Origin of the sequence: Phyllobacterium sp. SB3 (assembly GCF_040009165.1) — a bacterium.
Classification (GTDB): domain Bacteria; phylum Pseudomonadota; class Alphaproteobacteria; order Rhizobiales; family Rhizobiaceae; genus Phyllobacterium.
The window spans coordinates 278927-296130 of sequence record NZ_JBDYKI010000004.1; the positions used below are offsets into that span (position 1 = coordinate 278927).

13 protein-coding genes are annotated in these 17204 nt (G+C 53.5%); 5 read left to right on the forward strand and 8 right to left on the reverse strand.

The window, feature by feature from the left end; genetic code table 11:
* Together ABKW30_RS16805 and dnaE are read left to right on the forward strand one after the other, a co-directional pair.
* Positions 1–681, forward strand: coding sequence for an ABC transporter ATP-binding protein (locus ABKW30_RS16805; RefSeq protein ID WP_348600048.1), 681 nt, complete (start codon positions 1–3; stop codon positions 679–681).
* A gap of 372 nt (positions 682–1053) precedes the next feature.
* Positions 1054–4545 carry a DNA polymerase III subunit alpha gene (dnaE, locus tag ABKW30_RS16810; protein ID WP_348600049.1) on the forward strand — a complete coding sequence of 1164 codons (3492 nt, stop codon included), beginning with the start codon at positions 1054–1056 and terminating at the stop codon, positions 4543–4545.
* Positions 4546–4656: 111 nt separating this feature from the next.
* Here the strand turns inward: dnaE and ABKW30_RS16815 are convergent, their stop codons facing one another.
* Both ABKW30_RS16815 and ABKW30_RS16820 read right to left on the reverse strand, forming a co-directional pair.
* Entirely contained in the window at positions 4657–5973 is a 1317-nt protein-coding gene (locus tag ABKW30_RS16815) for a DNA polymerase IV (protein ID WP_348600050.1), read from the reverse strand.
* 83 nt (positions 5974–6056) lie between these two features.
* On the reverse strand, positions 6057–6341 hold the full coding sequence (locus ABKW30_RS16820; RefSeq protein WP_348600051.1) for a DUF3572 domain-containing protein: 285 nt from the start codon (positions 6339–6341) through the stop codon (positions 6057–6059).
* 303 nt (positions 6342–6644) lie between these two features.
* Here ABKW30_RS16820 and ABKW30_RS16825 point away from each other — a divergent pair, with 303 nt between their 5' ends.
* Positions 6645–7016 carry a response regulator gene (locus tag ABKW30_RS16825; RefSeq protein WP_182550888.1) on the forward strand — a complete coding sequence of 124 codons (372 nt, stop codon included), beginning with the start codon at positions 6645–6647 and terminating at the stop codon, positions 7014–7016.
* 18 nt (positions 7017–7034) lie between these two features.
* Positions 7035–8411, forward strand: coding sequence for a PleD family two-component system response regulator (locus ABKW30_RS16830; protein ID WP_348600052.1), 1377 nt, complete (start codon positions 7035–7037; stop codon positions 8409–8411).
* Between the two features lie 82 nt (positions 8412–8493).
* Here ABKW30_RS16830 and rpmG read toward each other — a convergent pair whose 3' ends face one another.
* Positions 8494–8661 carry a 50S ribosomal protein L33 gene (gene rpmG, locus ABKW30_RS16835; RefSeq protein ID WP_008122896.1) on the reverse strand — a complete coding sequence of 56 codons (168 nt, stop codon included), beginning with the start codon at positions 8659–8661 and terminating at the stop codon, positions 8494–8496.
* Positions 8662–9006: 345 nt separating this feature from the next.
* Between rpmG and ABKW30_RS16840 the strand changes: the two genes are divergently transcribed.
* Entirely contained in the window at positions 9007–9339 is a 333-nt protein-coding gene (locus ABKW30_RS16840) for a DUF559 domain-containing protein (protein WP_348600421.1), read from the forward strand.
* A 90-nt stretch (positions 9340–9429) separates the two neighbouring features.
* Here the strand turns inward: ABKW30_RS16840 and ABKW30_RS16845 are convergent, their stop codons facing one another.
* The 5 genes from ABKW30_RS16845 to topA all read right to left on the reverse strand — a co-directional run bounded on the left by ABKW30_RS16845 (position 9430) and on the right by topA (position 16747).
* Positions 9430–10602, reverse strand: coding sequence for an MFS transporter (locus ABKW30_RS16845; protein WP_348600053.1), 1173 nt, complete (start codon positions 10600–10602; stop codon positions 9430–9432).
* Between the two features lie 3 nt (positions 10603–10605).
* Positions 10606–11298, reverse strand: coding sequence for an NUDIX hydrolase (locus ABKW30_RS16850; RefSeq protein ID WP_348600054.1), 693 nt, complete (start codon positions 11296–11298; stop codon positions 10606–10608).
* A gap of 55 nt (positions 11299–11353) precedes the next feature.
* Positions 11354–11779 carry a DUF983 domain-containing protein gene (locus ABKW30_RS16855; RefSeq protein WP_348600055.1) on the reverse strand — a complete coding sequence of 142 codons (426 nt, stop codon included), beginning with the start codon at positions 11777–11779 and terminating at the stop codon, positions 11354–11356.
* A complete protein-coding gene (gene rnr, locus ABKW30_RS16860) occupies positions 11776–14034 on the reverse strand; it encodes a ribonuclease R (RefSeq protein ID WP_348600422.1) in 2259 nt (752 codons plus the stop codon). Before rnr ends, ABKW30_RS16855 begins: the two co-directional genes overlap by 4 nt.
* A 100-nt stretch (positions 14035–14134) precedes the next feature.
* Positions 14135–16747 carry a type I DNA topoisomerase gene (gene topA, locus ABKW30_RS16865; RefSeq protein WP_348600056.1) on the reverse strand — a complete coding sequence of 871 codons (2613 nt, stop codon included), beginning with the start codon at positions 16745–16747 and terminating at the stop codon, positions 14135–14137.
* Positions 16748–17204: the final 457 nt, after the last annotated feature.

A 17204-nucleotide genomic window follows, 5' to 3' on the forward strand; every position in this document is an offset into this window, starting at 1 on the left:
ATGGCTGGGCCTATTCTGCAGCTGATTAGTGTCGGCCGCCGCTATGATGAAATCGGACGGGAACTCATCATCCTTGACGATGCGAGTTTTTCCTTGGGCAAGGGCGAGATGGTTGCCCTCGTTGCACCATCCGGTGCTGGCAAGTCAACCTTGTTGCACACCGCCGGTTTGCTTGAACGCCCGGACAGCGGCGATGTGATTCTCGACGGCCGCTCTTGTGGTGCGTTGTCGGATGAAGAGCGGACAGCGATACGCCGCAACGATGTGGGATTTGTCTATCAGTTCCATCATCTGTTGCCTGAGTTCTCGGCTCTGGAAAATGTGATGATGCCCCAGATGATACGCGGCATGAAGCCAGCGGTGGCATCGGAGCGTGCGCAGCAGTTGCTTGATTACATGAAGGTTGGGGCGAGGGCATCGCATCGCCCAAGTGAACTCTCCGGTGGTGAACAGCAGCGCGTGGCTATTGCTCGCGCCGTAGCCAATGCACCGCTTGTACTGCTCGCTGACGAGCCTACAGGCAATCTTGATCCCGTTACGTCATCTTATGTGTTCGAGGCTCTTGAGGCACTTGTGCGTCAATCCGGCCTTTCGGCAATGATCGCCACGCATAACCACGAACTGGCTCGACGGATGGATCGACGGGTTACGTTGAAGGACGGTAAAATCACCAATCTCTGATTTGGCACCCTTATTTACTTCCCATTAGCAATTTGAAAACCATAGCGTTAATCGCGCTATCGGTTTCGCTTGACTTCGGAACAAAAATAGAACAAAACATATACATAGAGCAAACGAAGAAGGGTTTTACCGATGAGCGAACTTTTCCAGGATGTCATGTCATTTGTTACGATCAGCCTTTTCATTGCAACCTTCGCAATGTGGGTGAGTGTAATCTGAAACAATCAACACCCGAAAGACGATTGAGCAGGTGCCAACTATCCACCGTTCACATGGCCCTGCCAATCAATTCGGGTGGACACCACATCGCGCATATTGGACTATGTAGGCGCGGTGGAATCGGTTCTCCGTTCAACAGTTCGGAGATGAATAGTGGCAGATGGGCAGGACAGCATAGGTAATGCAGAAAAGCGCCCGCTGCGCTTTGTCCATCTGAGGGTCCATTCAGCATACTCGTTGCTTGAAGGCGCGCTGCAGGTTCCCAAGGTTATTGACCTTGCAGCAGCCAACAAGGCGCCAGCCATAGCGATTACCGATACGAACAACCTTTTTGGGGCACTTGAGTTTGCGCAAAAAGGATCAAAAGCGGGCCTGCAACCGATTATCGGTTGCCAACTCGATATCGCATTTCACGATCAGACCGAAGAAAGCCGCAACGTAAACAGGCGTGAGGCACTTGGTCTTGCCCCGATCATTCTTCTTGCTGCAACGGAGGAAGGCTATGCCAATCTCGTTCGGCTGGTTAGCCGCGCCTATCTGGAGACGCCGGCGGGTGATCCGGTTCATATAGCCTCCGAGTGGCTGACCGGAAGAACGGATGGAATCATTATTCTGTCCGGCGGACCGGACGGCGCTATAGCCAAGGCAATCAAAGATGATCGGACCGACCGCGCCCGCCAACGGCTGCTCACGCTCAAATCGCTGTTCGGTGACAGGCTCTATATTGAGTTGCAGCGTCATCGTGGTTACGACAAGTCATTAGAGGCAGTACAGGTCGATCTGGCTTACGAGTTGGAATTGCCGCTCGTTGCCACCAATGATGTATTCTTTTCCAAGAGCGCTGACTATGAGGCGCATGATGCATTGCTGGCAATTGCGTCGGGGTCATTGCTGTCCATTGATGACAGACGGCGCCTGAGTCCGGATCACTATCTCAAGAGCGAAGAGGAGATGGTACAGCTCTTTGCCGACTTGCCGGAGGCTGTGGAAAACACCGTCGAGATTGCGATGCGGTGCTCTTATTATCCCAAAAGTCGTGCGCCCATCCTGCCGCGGTTTACGGGTGAGAGTGATGATCCGGAAGCCGCATTGGCCGCAGAAGCCGAGGAACTGGCTCGTCAGGCGCGTGAGGGACTTGAGCAGCGTATTGCGACCGCCGGGCTTGCCGGAGTGCATACACGCGAGGAATATGCCGAGCGCCTCGAATATGAGATCGCAGTTATCACCCGCATGAAATATCCGGGTTACTTTCTCATCGTTGCGGACTTTATCAAATGGGCGAAAGCCCACGATATTCCCGTAGGGCCGGGGCGTGGTTCGGGTGCTGGCTCGCTTGTTGCCTATGCGCTTACGATCACTGACGTTGACCCGCTTCGATTCTCGCTGCTGTTCGAGCGGTTTCTCAATCCCGACCGCGTTTCCATGCCGGACTTTGATATCGACTTCTGCCAGGAACGGCGCGATGAGGTCATCCGCTACGTTCAGGCAAAGTATGGCCGCGATCAGGTAGCGCAGATCATCACTTTCGGAACATTGCAGGCGCGCGCCGTGTTGCGTGACGTTGGACGTGTTCTCGAAATGCCCTATGGGCAGGTGGATCGTCTGACCAAGATGGTACCCGCCAATCCGGCCAATCCTGTAACACTTTCAAAGGCCATCGAGGACGAACCGCGTTTGCGCGAGGAGCGTGACAAGGAGCCGGTTGTCGAGCGATTGCTCGATATCGCCCTGAAACTTGAAGGGCTTTACCGGCACGCATCTACACATGCCGCAGGCATAGTCATTGGCGACCGGCCGCTATCCGAACTGGTTCCAATGTATCGTGATCCGCGTTCGGATATGCCGGTAACACAGTTCAACATGAAAATGGTTGAAGAGGCCGGACTGGTCAAATTCGACTTTCTGGGCCTTAAAACGCTGACTGTGCTGCAAACTGCGGTCAATCTGGTGCGCCGCCGCGATATTATTGTTGATCTTTCGAACCTGCCTTTTGATGATCAACCGACCTACGAGATGCTGTCACGCGGCGAGACAGTCGGCGTGTTTCAGGTGGAAAGTACCGGTATGCGCAAGGCGCTTATCGGCATGAAGCCTGACCGGATCGAGGATATTATTGCGCTTGTAGCGCTTTACCGTCCGGGTCCGATGGAGAACATCCCGACCTATAATGCGCGCAAGAACGGCGATGAGGAGATGGCGTCGATCCATCCAAAGATCGACCATCTCGTCAAGGAAACGCAAGGCGTCATCATCTATCAGGAACAGGTGATGCAGATCGCGCAGGAAATGTCTGGTTACACCTTGGGTGAAGCGGATCTACTGCGGCGCGCCATGGGCAAGAAGATCCGTTCCGAGATGGATTTGCAACGGGTGAGGTTCGTCGACGGTGCTGTAGAGCGCGGTGTAACCAAACCACAGGCCAACTTCATTTTCGACCTTCTGGCGAAGTTTGCCGATTACGGTTTCAACAAATCGCACGCTGCGGCCTATGCGATCGTATCGTTCCAGACCGCCTATATGAAGGCGCATTTTCCGGTTGAATTCCTAGCCGCATCAATGACTTACGATATGTCGAATACCGATAAGCTCAATGATTTCCGCCGGGAGGCGGTGCGGCTGGGTATCGAGGTTGTAACGCCTTCGGTAAATACATCGTACCGGCTATTCGAAGTTGGTGAAAACCGCATCTATTATTCGTTGGCAGCGATAAAGGGCGTTGGTGAGGCGGCGGTTGACCATATTGTCGAAAAACGCGGGGCGACGCCCTACGCCAGCCTTGAGGATTTCTGTGAACGAATTGATCCGCGAGTCGTTAATCGGCGTGTGTTTGAAAGCCTGATCAATGTCGGGGCATTCGATTGCTTCGGGCGCGAGCGACCAGCGCTCATTGCTGGTCTGGATCGCATTATCGGTCATGCGCAACGCACACAGGAAGACAGCGTCAGCGGTCAAGCCGACATTTTCGGTGGCATGGCTGCTACTGCACAAACAATTCAACTTCCATCTGTAAGCCCTTGGCTTTCTTCAGAAAAGTTGAGGCGTGAATTTGAAGATGCCGGATTTTATTTGTCGGCGCATCCGCTTGATGAGTATCAACCGATCCTCGACAAGATGCGTGTGCAAACCTGGTCGGAATTTTCTGCGGCTGTGAAGCGCGGTGCCAATGCCGGGCGGCTGGCAGGAACAATCACAGCCAAACAGGAGCGCCGTACCAAGACTGGCAACAAGATGGGGATCATCCAATTCTCTGATTCTTCAGGGCAATTTGAAGCGATACTGTTTTCGGAAGCTTTGGCGCAGTTCCGCGATTTGCTGGAGCCGGGCAGATCCGTTGTCATTACGGTTGGCGCGGAGGACAGGCCGGAAGGCATCAGCTTGCGCATACAGACGGCACATTCACTTGAGGATGAGGCAACACGCATGCAGAAGGCATTGCGGCTCTACATGCGCTCCAGTGAGCCTCTGGCAGCCATTACGCCTTATCTGACGCCGCAAAATGACGGGCAGGTCGTGAGCCTGATTCTGATCAAGCAGAATGGCGCAAACGAGGTCGAGATCGAGTTGCCGAACCGCTATCGTGTTGGTCCGCAGATTGCGAGTGCCATGAAAGCAATTCCGGGAATTGTCGAAGTCGAAATGGGTTGATTTCAACTACACACAACCAAATTACAGTCACAGATTGCGAATTTGCTGCAAAAATCAACCGTTTTTCTAGCGTTCTACATGAATCTGCTCGAATTGCCGCGTGTTTTGACTCTAATCGATCTCATCCGGCGGTTCTTTTGTGCGTGCTCTGATCTTGCCGAACGTATAGCCGGTTTCGACGGCATGATTGCCAAATTTCCCGCGTAGCTTGTCTATGGCAGTTTCGGCAACTGCACGTTTAGTTGCCTGCACATCAACGAGATCGAGAGGGTCAGCCCGACCGTCATCGCTGAGGTCGCTCACGCCAATTCCGATCAAACGAAAACGTGTTCCGTCGATTTCTTTCTCCAGCAAAGAAACGCCCGTGCGAAAAATCCTGTCGGCGAGTTGTGTCGGATCGGCAAGCTGGCGGTTACGCGTCTTCAATTTGAAATCGCGGGACTTCAATTTGAGCACGACGGTGCGCCCGGCAATATCAGAAGCTTTGAGTCGTCTCGAAACTTTTTCGGAGAGTGAGCGGAGGATAGGAACAAGCTCTTCCAAAGCGGCGATATCTTCGTTGAAGGTCGTTTCGGCAGAAACGCTTTTGCTTTCGCCTTCAGGCTCGACCCGTCTCGTATCCAAACCACGAGACAAGCGATAAAGCCGCTGTCCCATGGTACCATAGGCGCGCATCAACGGGCCAAGTTCCATTGTCTGGAGTTGGCCAATTGTGCGAATGCCATCCCGGTCCAGTGTTGCTGCAAACGCCTTGCCGACACCCCAAATCATTGTAACGGGCTTATCGTGCAAAAAGGTGAGGGCCTCTTCTTCTCCAATGATTGAAAAGCCGCGTGGTTTTTCAAAGTCCGACGCGATCTTGGCCAGGAATTTGCAGTAGGAAAGGCCGACTGAAACGGAGAGCCCAAGCTCCCGTTCCACCCTATTTGAAAATTGCGCCATGACCCTTGCCGGCGGATCATGGTGCAAGCGTTCCGTACCGGATAAATCCAGAAAAGCCTCGTCAATCGATAGAGGCTCAACAAGGGGCGTCAGGTCGCGCATCATCTGCCGGATTTCACGCCCGACCCGGACATATTTCTCCATATCCGGTTTAATGACAACGGCATGCGGACAAGCCTCCAACGCTTTGAACATGGGCATGGCAGACCTCACACCATGGATGCGCGCAATGTAGCAAGCTGTTGAGACAACACCACGTTTTCCGCCGCCAATAATGACAGGCTTGTTGCGCAGTTCAGGATTATCGCGCTTTTCCACGGATGCATAAAAGGCATCGCAATCAACGTGGGCAATACCCAGCTGATAAAGTTCCTTATGGCGGAGCAGTCGCGGGCTTCCGCAAAGCTGGCAACGTTTTGCCTCGCTCGCCTGTGCTGCCAGACAGTCACGGCAAAAACCGAATTGCGGATTGTTAAGACTGGCCATGGTGCCCGGAACATAAAATGAACGTTCCGACCTTAGCGAACAGCGTCAGCCGTTGCAACAAGCCTCAACGGCTTACCAACTATTCAGTAAGCTTCCTGATGTCCGCCGGGCAGCAAGCGAAGAGCTTGCTGGAACAAGGCTGGATCGGTGTCAGTCTCCGTGCAATAGTGCAGCAGGGTAGGTTCGTGCGCGAGAAAAAATTGCAGCACGCCCGCAAGAAAACCGGGCTCCTGCGCAGCGAGGCGAATCTGATCTGCGGTGATGCCTGTCAACGCCAGAAAACGGGAGAGTAATTCGCTGTCTTGCGATAAAAACACAAGAGCATTGATCGCAAGACTATGCGCTTCATCAGAATCGATCTTCTGCATTTTAATTAATTCATCCGTAAGTTGTGCTGCATGCGAACCGCAGTAGAGGAAATTCCAGGCTCACGCCCGGTGGGGTGATTGGAAAATTTGGTTAATAGCTGTTGAACATAGCCAAAAGAAGATGTTGAATAAATGCTTGGTTAAACATGATCAACGGCATTTCTGAATTGAGCGGAAGAGTTTTCTTTTCATCAATCATCAGACGTTATTTCAGAAATCAATAAAGTCGGGACTTTCCACCCTTGGTATAAAAGATTCACAGGTGGCCAGTATCGTTCGAGAGTGATCAACAGGAAACTGCCAATGGTGAAGAAAGTCATGATCGTCGAGGATAACGAGCTTAATATGAAGCTCTTCCGCGATCTTATCGAAGCCAGTGGATATGAGACGATACGCACACGCAATGGTCTGGAAGCACTTGATCTGGCGCGGGAGCATCGTCCAGACCTTATCCTTATGGACATTCAATTACCGGAAGTATCGGGACTGGAGGTCACGAAGTGGCTCAAGGCGGACGACGATCTGCATGTCATTCCTGTCATAGCGGTAACCGCTTTCGCCATGAAAGGCGATGAAGAGCGTATTCGGCAGGGTGGATGCGAAGCCTATATTTCCAAACCGATTTCGGTTCCAAAATTCATCGAAACAATTAAATCCTATTTGGGCGACGCTTGACCGTCGGGAGAATTGAATATGACGGCCCGCATACTTGTCGTTGACGACGTTCCAGCCAATGTGAAGCTTCTGGAGGCTAGACTTCGCGCCGAGTACTATGAAGTTGTTACGGCGACGGATGGTTATGAAGCGCTTGAGATTGCCGAGAACAGCAATATCGATGTCATCCTGCTTGATATTATGATGCCGGGCCTGGACGGGTTCGAAGTTTGCCGCAGGTTGAAGTCGCGAGCTGCAACAGCCCATATCCCGGTGATACTTGTGACTGCGCTTGATCAGGATTCCGACCGGATCACCGGATTGAACTTCGGTGCCGACGATTTCCTGACAAAGCCGGTGAACGATCTCCAGCTGCTTGCCCGGGTGAAAAGTCTGGTTCGCCTCAAAAACCTGACGGACGAGCTGCGGTTGCGTGTGGCCACGACACGCGATGTTGGCCTCGAATCCATTCTGCGTCTGCCAACCGGTAATGATGCCGCGAAGTTTTCCCGCGTGCTGTTGATCGATGAGCGGCCGGAAAGCATTGAAAAGATAAAGCGCATATTGGGCGAGGAATGCTCTGTCGATGTGGAGAATGATCCGCAAGCCGGCTTCTTCAAGGCAGTGCAGGGGAACCACGATTGCCTTATTATTTCATCAAGTTTCGCCGGGTTCGATCCATTGCGGATTTGTGCGCAATTGCGTTCGCTTGATAATACGCGCTCGCTGCCGATTATTCTTGTTGCGGATATGGGTGAGGAGCCCCTGATACGCCGCGCGCTGGAGCTGGGCATCAATGATTATCTGGTGCGGCCGGTTAACCCGAATGAGCTTCTTGCGCGCCTGCGCACCCAATTACGCCGCAAGGCCTATCATGATGGGCTACGGGCAAGCGTCGTTAAAACCTATGAGATGGCTGTGACTGACAGCCTGACAGGTTTGCACAACCGGCTTTATCTCGAAACCCATTTGGCTACGTTGTTCAAACGTGCTGTAGAGCGCCGACGCCCACTTTCGATTCTCATGACGGACATTGATCGTTTCAAGTCCATAAACGATACCTATGGGCACGATGGCGGCGACGAGGTTCTGCGTGAGTTCGCCAGACGGTTGCGTCGCAATGTACGCGGCAGCGATCTCGCCAGCCGTTATGGCGGTGAAGAGTTCTTTATCGTTATGCCGGATACGGATCAGACACTGGCATCGATCGTCGCTGAACGTATTCGTCGCGAAGTCGCATCGACGCCGTTCGAGATCAATAATACGGGGACGTCCGTGCCCATGACGATCAGCATCGGCATTGCAAGCGTACTACCTGATGGCGATACGGTGCATAATTTGATGAAACGTGCCGATGATGCACTTTATGGTGCCAAATCGTCGGGCCGGAATAAGGTCGTATCTGCTGCGGCATAAGTCGGCGGGCGATACGACTGCCAAGCACTTAAAAACAAAAAAGCCGCCCGAAGGCGGCTGATCTGTGTAAGGAAAAACAAGATTACTTGATCTTGGTTTCCTTGAATTCAACATGCTTGCGCGCGACCGGGTCGTACTTGCGGAAGGACATCTTTTCTGTCTTCGTACGGCTGTTCTTGCTCGTAACGTAAAAGAAACCGGTATCAGCGGTCGACAGAAGCTTGATCTTGATATTCGCAGCCTTAGCCATTTTAAACTACCTGTTCTGAGTATGAAGGACCGCTATTCAAGTCCAGCAGTGTGGCATCAAGCGGAAAGTTGGTCGGACACATAAACCAACGGCGTTAAAAGTCAACCCTCGGCTGGCGATCCACCGCACTTTAAAGCGCCTTGAGATGTCTGGACAACCGGCGCGAAGATTCGTCTCGAACATATTCAACCCTGCGTTTGTTGTTACAGGCGTCACATTAGTGCGACGCTGAGTATCTCCCCCTTTGTGGGGGAGAAAGGATTTTCTTGGATTTAGCCACTTTGCTAAATCCTTAGAAAATCCAAGAGAGGGGAAACAATTATCAGGCAGGAAATACCACTCAGAATTCGATCCTATGCACGAAACATGCGGCAGGACGCTACTTTGCCGGAAAATTTGTTGTGGCAGGCAATCAGGAACCATCGCTTGAGCGATCTTAAATTTAAGCGGCAAGTGCCAATTTTGACCTATATTGTTGACTTTGCCTGCCTGAAACAGAGACTTATTGTTGAGCTGGACGGTGGCCAGCATTCTGAGTCAGCAGCAGACGCTGTGCGGGATGAGAGTTTAAACAAGGCAGGATTTAAGATTCTGCGTTTCTGGAACCATGAGGTTCTCGATAATCTCGACGGTGTCTGTTCGCAGATTCTACACGAGGCGAGTTTGCAGAATCCTTAGAGCACCTTCCCCTCTCTTGTGATTTCTAGCACTTAGCAAGAGCTAAGATGCTGAAATCACTTTCTCTCCCACAAGGGGAGAGATAAAGCCTCAGCCCTTCCGGCTGATCAGCCTTGAGCCGACCAGAAGCGCATAAGCGGCAAAGAACACAGCCAGCGCAACGGCAAAACCACTTGGGCCCATGGCATCCATTCCGATACCTATTGCCTGCGGTCCGACGAGCATTCCGACCGCATAGCAAAACACGAAGGCGGCATTGGCGGATGCAAGTTCACGCCCGGTCAGTTGCGAGCCAAGGTGAGCCAGGCCAACTGTATAGAGGCCTGCAACTGCGCCGCCCCAGACGAACAGCAGGGCGGCAACGAGATACCAGCTATAATAGATGAACGGCAGTAACCCCATGCCGAGGAGACCGATCAGCGTACAGGCAAGGAGGATTTTGCGGCGGTCTTTCACGTGGTCGCTCAGCAGGCCAATCGGGATTTGCATAAGAACATTGCCAAGGCCGATGGTCGTAAGAAGCAGGGCCGCATTGGCTTCACTATAGCCGATGCGCGCGCCGAATACCGGAAACAAAGCGAAGCCGCCTGTTTCAACAGCACCGAAAACAAAGACAGCTGCGGTTGCAGTCGGGACGGCCCAGATGAAGGGAGCGAACGGAACGTGCTCTTCCTCGTGAAAATCCGGGCTTTCTTTCCATGCAAACATCACGGGCAGCATGGCTACGATGATAATGCCGAACCCAACAGCGAAGGGTGTAATTCCAACGCTGCCGATCTGTGCAAACAGCCAAGGCCCGAGCGCAAAACCCATGGACAGCACTGTGCCATAAATACCGAGCACCAGCCCGCGTCTTTCGGGTGGGGCGGCGGCATTGATCCAGTATTCCGACAGGATGAATAGCATGGTCAGAGCGAAGTGCAGGAACACACGCAGGACAACCCACATCCAGAAGTCGGTGAAAAAATGAAAGCCAAAAAAGGCAAGGCCGCCCATCAGAAGCATCGCCAGCAGTGTCGGAACAACACCGAATCGGGCAGCAATGGGCGCTGCAAAGGGCGCAGCGACAATGGAAGCAATACCGGCAACAGCAGCATTCAGGCCGATCATAGTGGCTGAGTGGCCGCGATTCTCCAGAATCACGCTCAACAGCGGAATTCCAAGCCCGATAGCCACACCGACCGCGCTGATTGTCGCGATGGCAGCGACTAGCGCACGCCAGGACGACCCGGCTTTTATCTGGTCAGACGTTGTTGCATCCATTGATCAAAAAACCTCCCGGACGAATCGTCCGTACTTTACGCGGTACCGGATAACAGGATTGCCGGGATCAAGGGAGGGGTTTGCCGCAAGCACGCCTTGGGCTTCGCGTATGATAATTCTGGTGATATCCGGAATGTCGAGTTCAAGCGCTTCAGCAAATGAAAGCCAAGCCAGTTCTTCCAGTTCCTGTGAGGGACCAGTCTGTTCAGGAAGCGAATCGGCAACCGCCTCGCGAAATGCCAGAAAGAACCGCGTATCAAAGCGGCGTGGCATGCCGGGCGGTGTAATTGCTCTTGCAAAATAGCGAAGGGCCGAAAGGTCCGGCATCACATTGCGCTCGGCAAATGCTGCCCAGTCGGGGTGCGAAACATCCGAAAACTCGGTTTTCCGGCCAAGAAACAACCCTGCTTCTTCATAGGTCTCGCGAATTGCCGAAAGAGCCAGCGCACGGCACCGGGTAATGCTCGAGCGTCCGGCCATATTATCAAGCAGCTTGCTGCGGTCATGTTCCGACAGTTCGGCAATTGCTTTCATACGCCCGTCGGCCGATTCGGTTCGCCCGCCGGGAAAGACGAATTTGCCCGGCATAAAGACATGACGCATATGGCGCTTGCCCATCAGGATACGCAGATCATCACCGGACCGGTCAACAATAAGCAGAGAAGCAGCATCCCGAGGGCGGAGGTGCTTCTTCACAATACCCTGCTCGGAGGGAATCTGTTTCCTCTGGTCATTCACGGCCATAAAATTGCTATTCCGATGGCTTGGGATCGCTGCTCTCGCCAAACCCGTGCATGTAATTTGCCCATTGCAAGCCTATGATCGCGCCCTTTATCGGTTGGAGCAGCGCAAGCGACATGATGATCGTCAGCGGCACCCAGATTGCCAGATGCGCCCAGTTCGACAATATGACAAGTGTTTCCATCGCCAGAAAGCCACCAAGCACAATATGCCCGACAATTGTGATGGTTATATAGGCTGGAAAATCGTCGGCCTGATGATGGGTATAATCTTCGCCGCAGACCGAGCAATTATCGACCGATTTGACGAAGGCCCGGAAGAGTTTGCCCTGTCCGCAGTGCGGGCAGCGCCCCAGGAAGCCACGCCACATCGCCTGACCCACAGGCCGGTGCGGCCTCGTGTGTGCGATATCTTTGCCAATGATCTGTTCTGTCATCCTCGACCTCTCCGGCCTCCCGGCTTGCCACGTGACCCGCCCGGGAAACGTTTCTGGCTGGTACGTGCAGAGCGTGTCGCCTTATGATGCGAGCGTACGCCGCTGGGAACCGGGTGTGGCTCTGTCAGCATTTCAAACCGCAATGCGCCGGCGACGGGCAAGGCTTCTACAAGACGAACTTCGACATTATCGCCGAGGCGGAAGCCTTTGCCGCTGCGTTCGCCGGAGAGCGCATGATTGGTTTCGTCATAATGATAGTAGTCATCACCGAGAGTTGAAATGGGGATGAAGCCATCCGCGCCATATGTCGCAAGTGAGACAAAAAGACCAGCTTTGGTCACACCCTGCACACGGCCTTCGAAACTTGCACCGATTTTATCGGCAAGATGATGCGCTATGAGCCGGTCTACCGTTGCACGCTCTGCCGCCATGGCACGGCGTTCCGATGTCGAAATCAGCGCTGCAATTTCAGGCAGGGCAGATTCTTCCTTGAGCGTGATACCATCTGGACCAAGGCCGAGTGCAGATATCAGCGCGCGATGCACAATCAGATCGGCATAACGGCGGATCGGCGAGGTGAAATGCGCATAACGCATCAGATTGAGCCCGAAATGGCCAATATTGGCAGGATTATACTCGGCCTGTGATTGCGAGCGCAGCACGACCTGATTGACCATATCCTGCTGTTCGGTACCGTCCACCCGCTTCAGTATGTTGTTGAAGTGGTTCGGGCGCATGTCCGCACCACGGGCAAGCGAGATATCGAGCGTGCGCAGGAATTCGCGCAGGCTTTCCTGCTTTTGCAGTGACGGAGCATCATGGATGCGGAAGATGAGCGGCTGCTTTTTGCGCTCCAGCGTTTCGGCAGCAGCAACATTCGCCTGGATCATGAACTCTTCGATGAGCTTGTGCGCATCGAGCCTCGGCGGAATGATAACCTTGTCGACACCGCCGTCCGGCGTCAGCAATATCTTCTTTTCAGGCAAATCCAGCTCAAGCGGCTCGCGGGCATCGCGGCCACGCTTCAGTGCTGCATAGGCGGCCCAAAGCGGCTTGAGAATAGTATCAAGGATCGGCGCTGTTTTCTCATCCGTTGTGCCGTCTATTGCTGCCTGCGCCTGCGGATAGGACAGGCGTGCATGCGAACGCATCATGATGCGGTGGAATGTGTGGGAGACTTTGCGGCCTTCGCTGTCGAATGTCATGCGGACAGCAAGGGCAGGGCGATCCACCAGCTCTTTCAGGGAGCATAGATCGTTGGAGATGCGTTCTGGTAGCATCGGGACAACCCGATCCGGGAAATATACGGAATTACCGCGCTTCAAAGCCTCGCGATCAAGCTGCGAATCCGGTGTGACATAAGCCGCAACATCGGCAATCGCGACGGTTGCTATGTACCCACCGACGTTCTTTTCGTCGGTATCAGGTTCCGCGTAAACCGCATCGTCGTGATCCTTGGCGTCAGCCGGATCGATCGTCACCAGCGGAACTTTCCGCCAGTCTTCGCGATGCGCCATGGTGGCAGGCTTCGCTTTTTCAGCCTCGCTCATCACGCTGTCAGGGAAAACATGCGGGATTTCATGCTCGTGAATAGCGATCATGGACAGCGCTTTTTCGCTGGCGACAGAGCCTACGATCTGGGTAATGCGGCCAAGTGCGAGGCCATAACGGCTTATTTTTGAAACCTCGACTTCAACAAGATCATTGGCCTTGGCGTTGTCGAGTTGTGCGGGGTCGATGGCAAGCTCCGCCTGACGCCGCTCTACCGGCTCAAGACGCCATTCGCCATTATCGAGTTTGCGCAGCACGCCAAGCACTGCATCCTTGCGATGCTCGATCTTTTTTATGACGCGACCAGTGTAGGCAGGTCCGCTCGGATCAGCGCTCTGAAAAATACGGGCAAGAACCCGGTCGCCGACACCCACAGTCGGGCTTTTCTGGTTACGCGAAGTGCGAATAAAGACAACCGGGGGGCGTTCCGTATGGTTCGCATCCCATTCGGCTGGCTTGGCGATCAGGCCGCCATCACCCTCGCGTCCTGTAATGTCGAGCACGGCGACACTAGGCAGGCTGCCCGGCATGGCAAGGCGTTTGGCGCGTTTTTCAACAAGCCCATCGCCAGCCAGATCGCGCAGGATATCTTTCAGGGCAATGCGGGCATCGCCTTTAAGATTAAACGCCTTGGCTATATCGCGCTTACCCGCGAGATCTGGATTCTCCTTGATGAACTGGAGAATCTCTTCGCGGCTGGGCATGCGGGCCTCGCGCACTGGTTTGATAAGACCGGAGGAAGCAGAATGGGCAGGCCGCTTTTTTCCGCTAGGTGGAGAGATACGGCGTGCCAATTATCTGATCCTAACTTGCTTTTTTCGCTGCAGCTTTTTTAGGAGCTGCCTTTTTCGCTGCCGGCTTCTTTGCCGCCGCTGCTTTTTTGGCAGGTGCCTTCTTCTTTGGCGCTGAACCGGCCTTTGCGGCAATCAACGCAAGGGCCTCTTCAACGCTGACGCCAGCGGGATCTTTGCCCTTGGGAAGTGTCGCATTGACCTTGCCCCAATTGACATAAGGACCATATTTGCCATCGCGAACTGTTATAGGGCCACCATCCGGATGCTCGCCGAGATCTTTCAGCGCTGCCGGTGTGCCGCGTCCACGCCCCGGACCCTTTGCCTGCTTTTCAGCAATGACAGTCACAGCGCGGTTGAGGCCGATCGTGAATACTTCCTCGGCATTTTCCAGATTGGCGTAAGTGCCATCATGAGTAAGGTAGGGGCCATAGCGGCCGATACCTGCCGAGATCATTTTCTGCGTTTCCGGATGCTGCCCTACATCCCGCGGCAAGGAGAGGAGTGCCAGTGCTTTCTCGTGATCGAGTGTATCCAGAGTCCAACCCTTTGGCAGGCTGGCGCGCTTGGCTTCCTTGCCTTCGCCGCGCTGGACATAGGGGCCAAAACGTCCGCTGCGGGCAGTAATGTCCTCGTCCGTATAAGGGTCCTTGCCGAGCACCTTCGGTTCATCGCCGCCATTGCCATTTTCGTTTGCAGCCTCACTGCCACCAAGCTGACGGGTGAACTTGCATTCCGGATAGTTCGAGCAACCTACGAAAGCGCCGTATTTACCGAGCTTCAGTGAAAGATTGCCCGTGCCGCAAACCTGACAGATACGCGGATCGCTGCCATCTTCGCGGGGCGGGAAGACCAAAGGTCCGAGCCGGTCATTCAATGCGTCAAGAACATTGGTTACACGCAATTCCTTGATGCCGTCGACGGAACCGAAGAAATCCGTCCAGAAGGCACGCAGGACATCTTTCCACTTAAGCTTTCCATCGGAAATCTCATCGAGCTTTTCTTCAAGATCGGCTGTGAAGTCGTATTCGACATAGCGCTGGAAGAAGCTTTCTAGAAACGCGATAACCAGACGGCCTTTGGCTTCGGGGATAAGCTTGCGCTTGTCGATTGTTATGTATTCGCGATCCCGCAAGGTTGCGAGCGTCGAGGCATAGGTGGACGGACGGCCGATACCAAGTTCTTCCATCTTCTTGATGAGTGTGGCTTCCGAATAACGTGGAGGCGGTTCGGTTGAGTGCTGTGTCGCGTTGATCTTTTCACGGGCCAAGGCTTCGCCAGCACGAACCTCTGGAAGGCGACCACCATCCTCATCCACGTCTTCTTCTTCGCGGTGATCCGTATAGGCACCAAGGAAGCCATCAAAGCGTACGACAGAGCCGGTTGCACGAAGCTGAGCAGCACGCGAACCGTTATTTGCATCGATCTCGACAGTGGTACGCTCGATATCAGCCGATTGCATCTGGCTCGCAATCGCACGCTTCCAGATCAGTTCATAAAGCTTGGCCTGATCGGCATCGAGGAACTTGCGCATATCCTTTGGATGCCGATTAAAATCCGTAGGGCGGACAGCTTCGTGGGCTTCCTGCGCATTTTTGGCCTTGGTGGAATAGAAACGCGGCTTTTCAGGCACGTATTTCTCGCCAAAGACTTTGCCGATGGTTTGACGAGCGGCTTGCACCGCTTCCGGCGCCATCTGCACGCCGTCAGTACGCATATAGGTGATCAGACCGGCGGTTTCTGTGCCGAGATCCATGCCTTCATAGAGCTTTTGCGCTACCTGCATGGTACGCGAGGCAGAAAAGCCAAGCTGTCCGGAAGCTGCCTGCTGCAGGCTTGACGTGGTGAAGGGAGGTCCGGGGCTGCGCTTGATCGGCTTGGCTTCAACAGAAGCCGCCTTGAAAGTCGCGCCTTCGAGCATAACGCGGATTTCACCAGCCTGCTCGCCATTCTTGATATCGAGCTTGCCGAGCTTCTTGCCATCCACGGAAACCAGACGGGCTTCAAAGCCATCATTGCGTGGCGTTTTCAGAAGCGCGGCAATGTTCCAGTATTCTTCACGGATGAAGCGTTCGATCTCGGCTTCGCGGTCGGCGACAAGGCGCAATGCAACCGATTGCACACGGCCAGCCGAGCGGGCACCCGGCAATTTGCGCCAAAGTACCGGCGAAAGAGTGAATCCGAAGAGATAATCGAGAGCACGGCGCGCAAGGTAAGCGTCGACCAGCGGCATATCGATGTCACGTGGATTGGCCATCGCCTCAAGCACTGCGCCTTTGGTAATTGCATTGAATACAACACGCTTGACCGGCTTTTTGCCAATTGCCTTTTTCTGCTGCAAAACTTCCAGCACGTGCCACGAAATGGCCTCTCCCTCGCGATCCGGATCGGTTGCGAGAATAAGGCCGTCGCTGTCCTTCAAAGCCTTCACAATATCGCCAAGACGCTTGGATGAGGCAGAGTCTACCTCCCAGGACATCGAAAAATCATCGTCCGGGCGCACTGAGCCATCCTTGGCCGGCAGATCGCGGACATGGCCGAAGGACGCCAGGACGGTGTAACCCGATCCGAGATACTTATTGATGGTTTTGGCCTTGGCAGGCGATTCGACGACAACAACGTTCATTACAGAATTGAGCTTTCCTGCCCTTGTCAGATTGCAAAAGCACTAATTTTAGTTCGGAATAGGCCTGTGAAATGAACAGGCTTAGAGACAACGTCAAGGTCTGTAAGCGAAAAATCGTCAAATACAACCCAGAGTTGCTCGTCGAGCTTATACAATTAATGGTATTTTGTGTTCAGATCCAACCGCAGGATTGATTCACTGTCCATATTTTTTCATTGAATAGATAAAGGATTGTAAAACAGCGACTTATATAGGCATGATCTAAGATATTACGATCCAGGTATACCGCATATTTTTGATTAAGAATTATATCTAAGGATGATATTATGAGTGGCAATCAAAATAATCAAACTGAGCACGCCAGATTCATTCAGTTGATGCTCGGAGAATTAAGAGCAATGGCTAAAACCAATAATATGGACATGTTAGCCTATCTTATCGAAATTGCTTATATAGA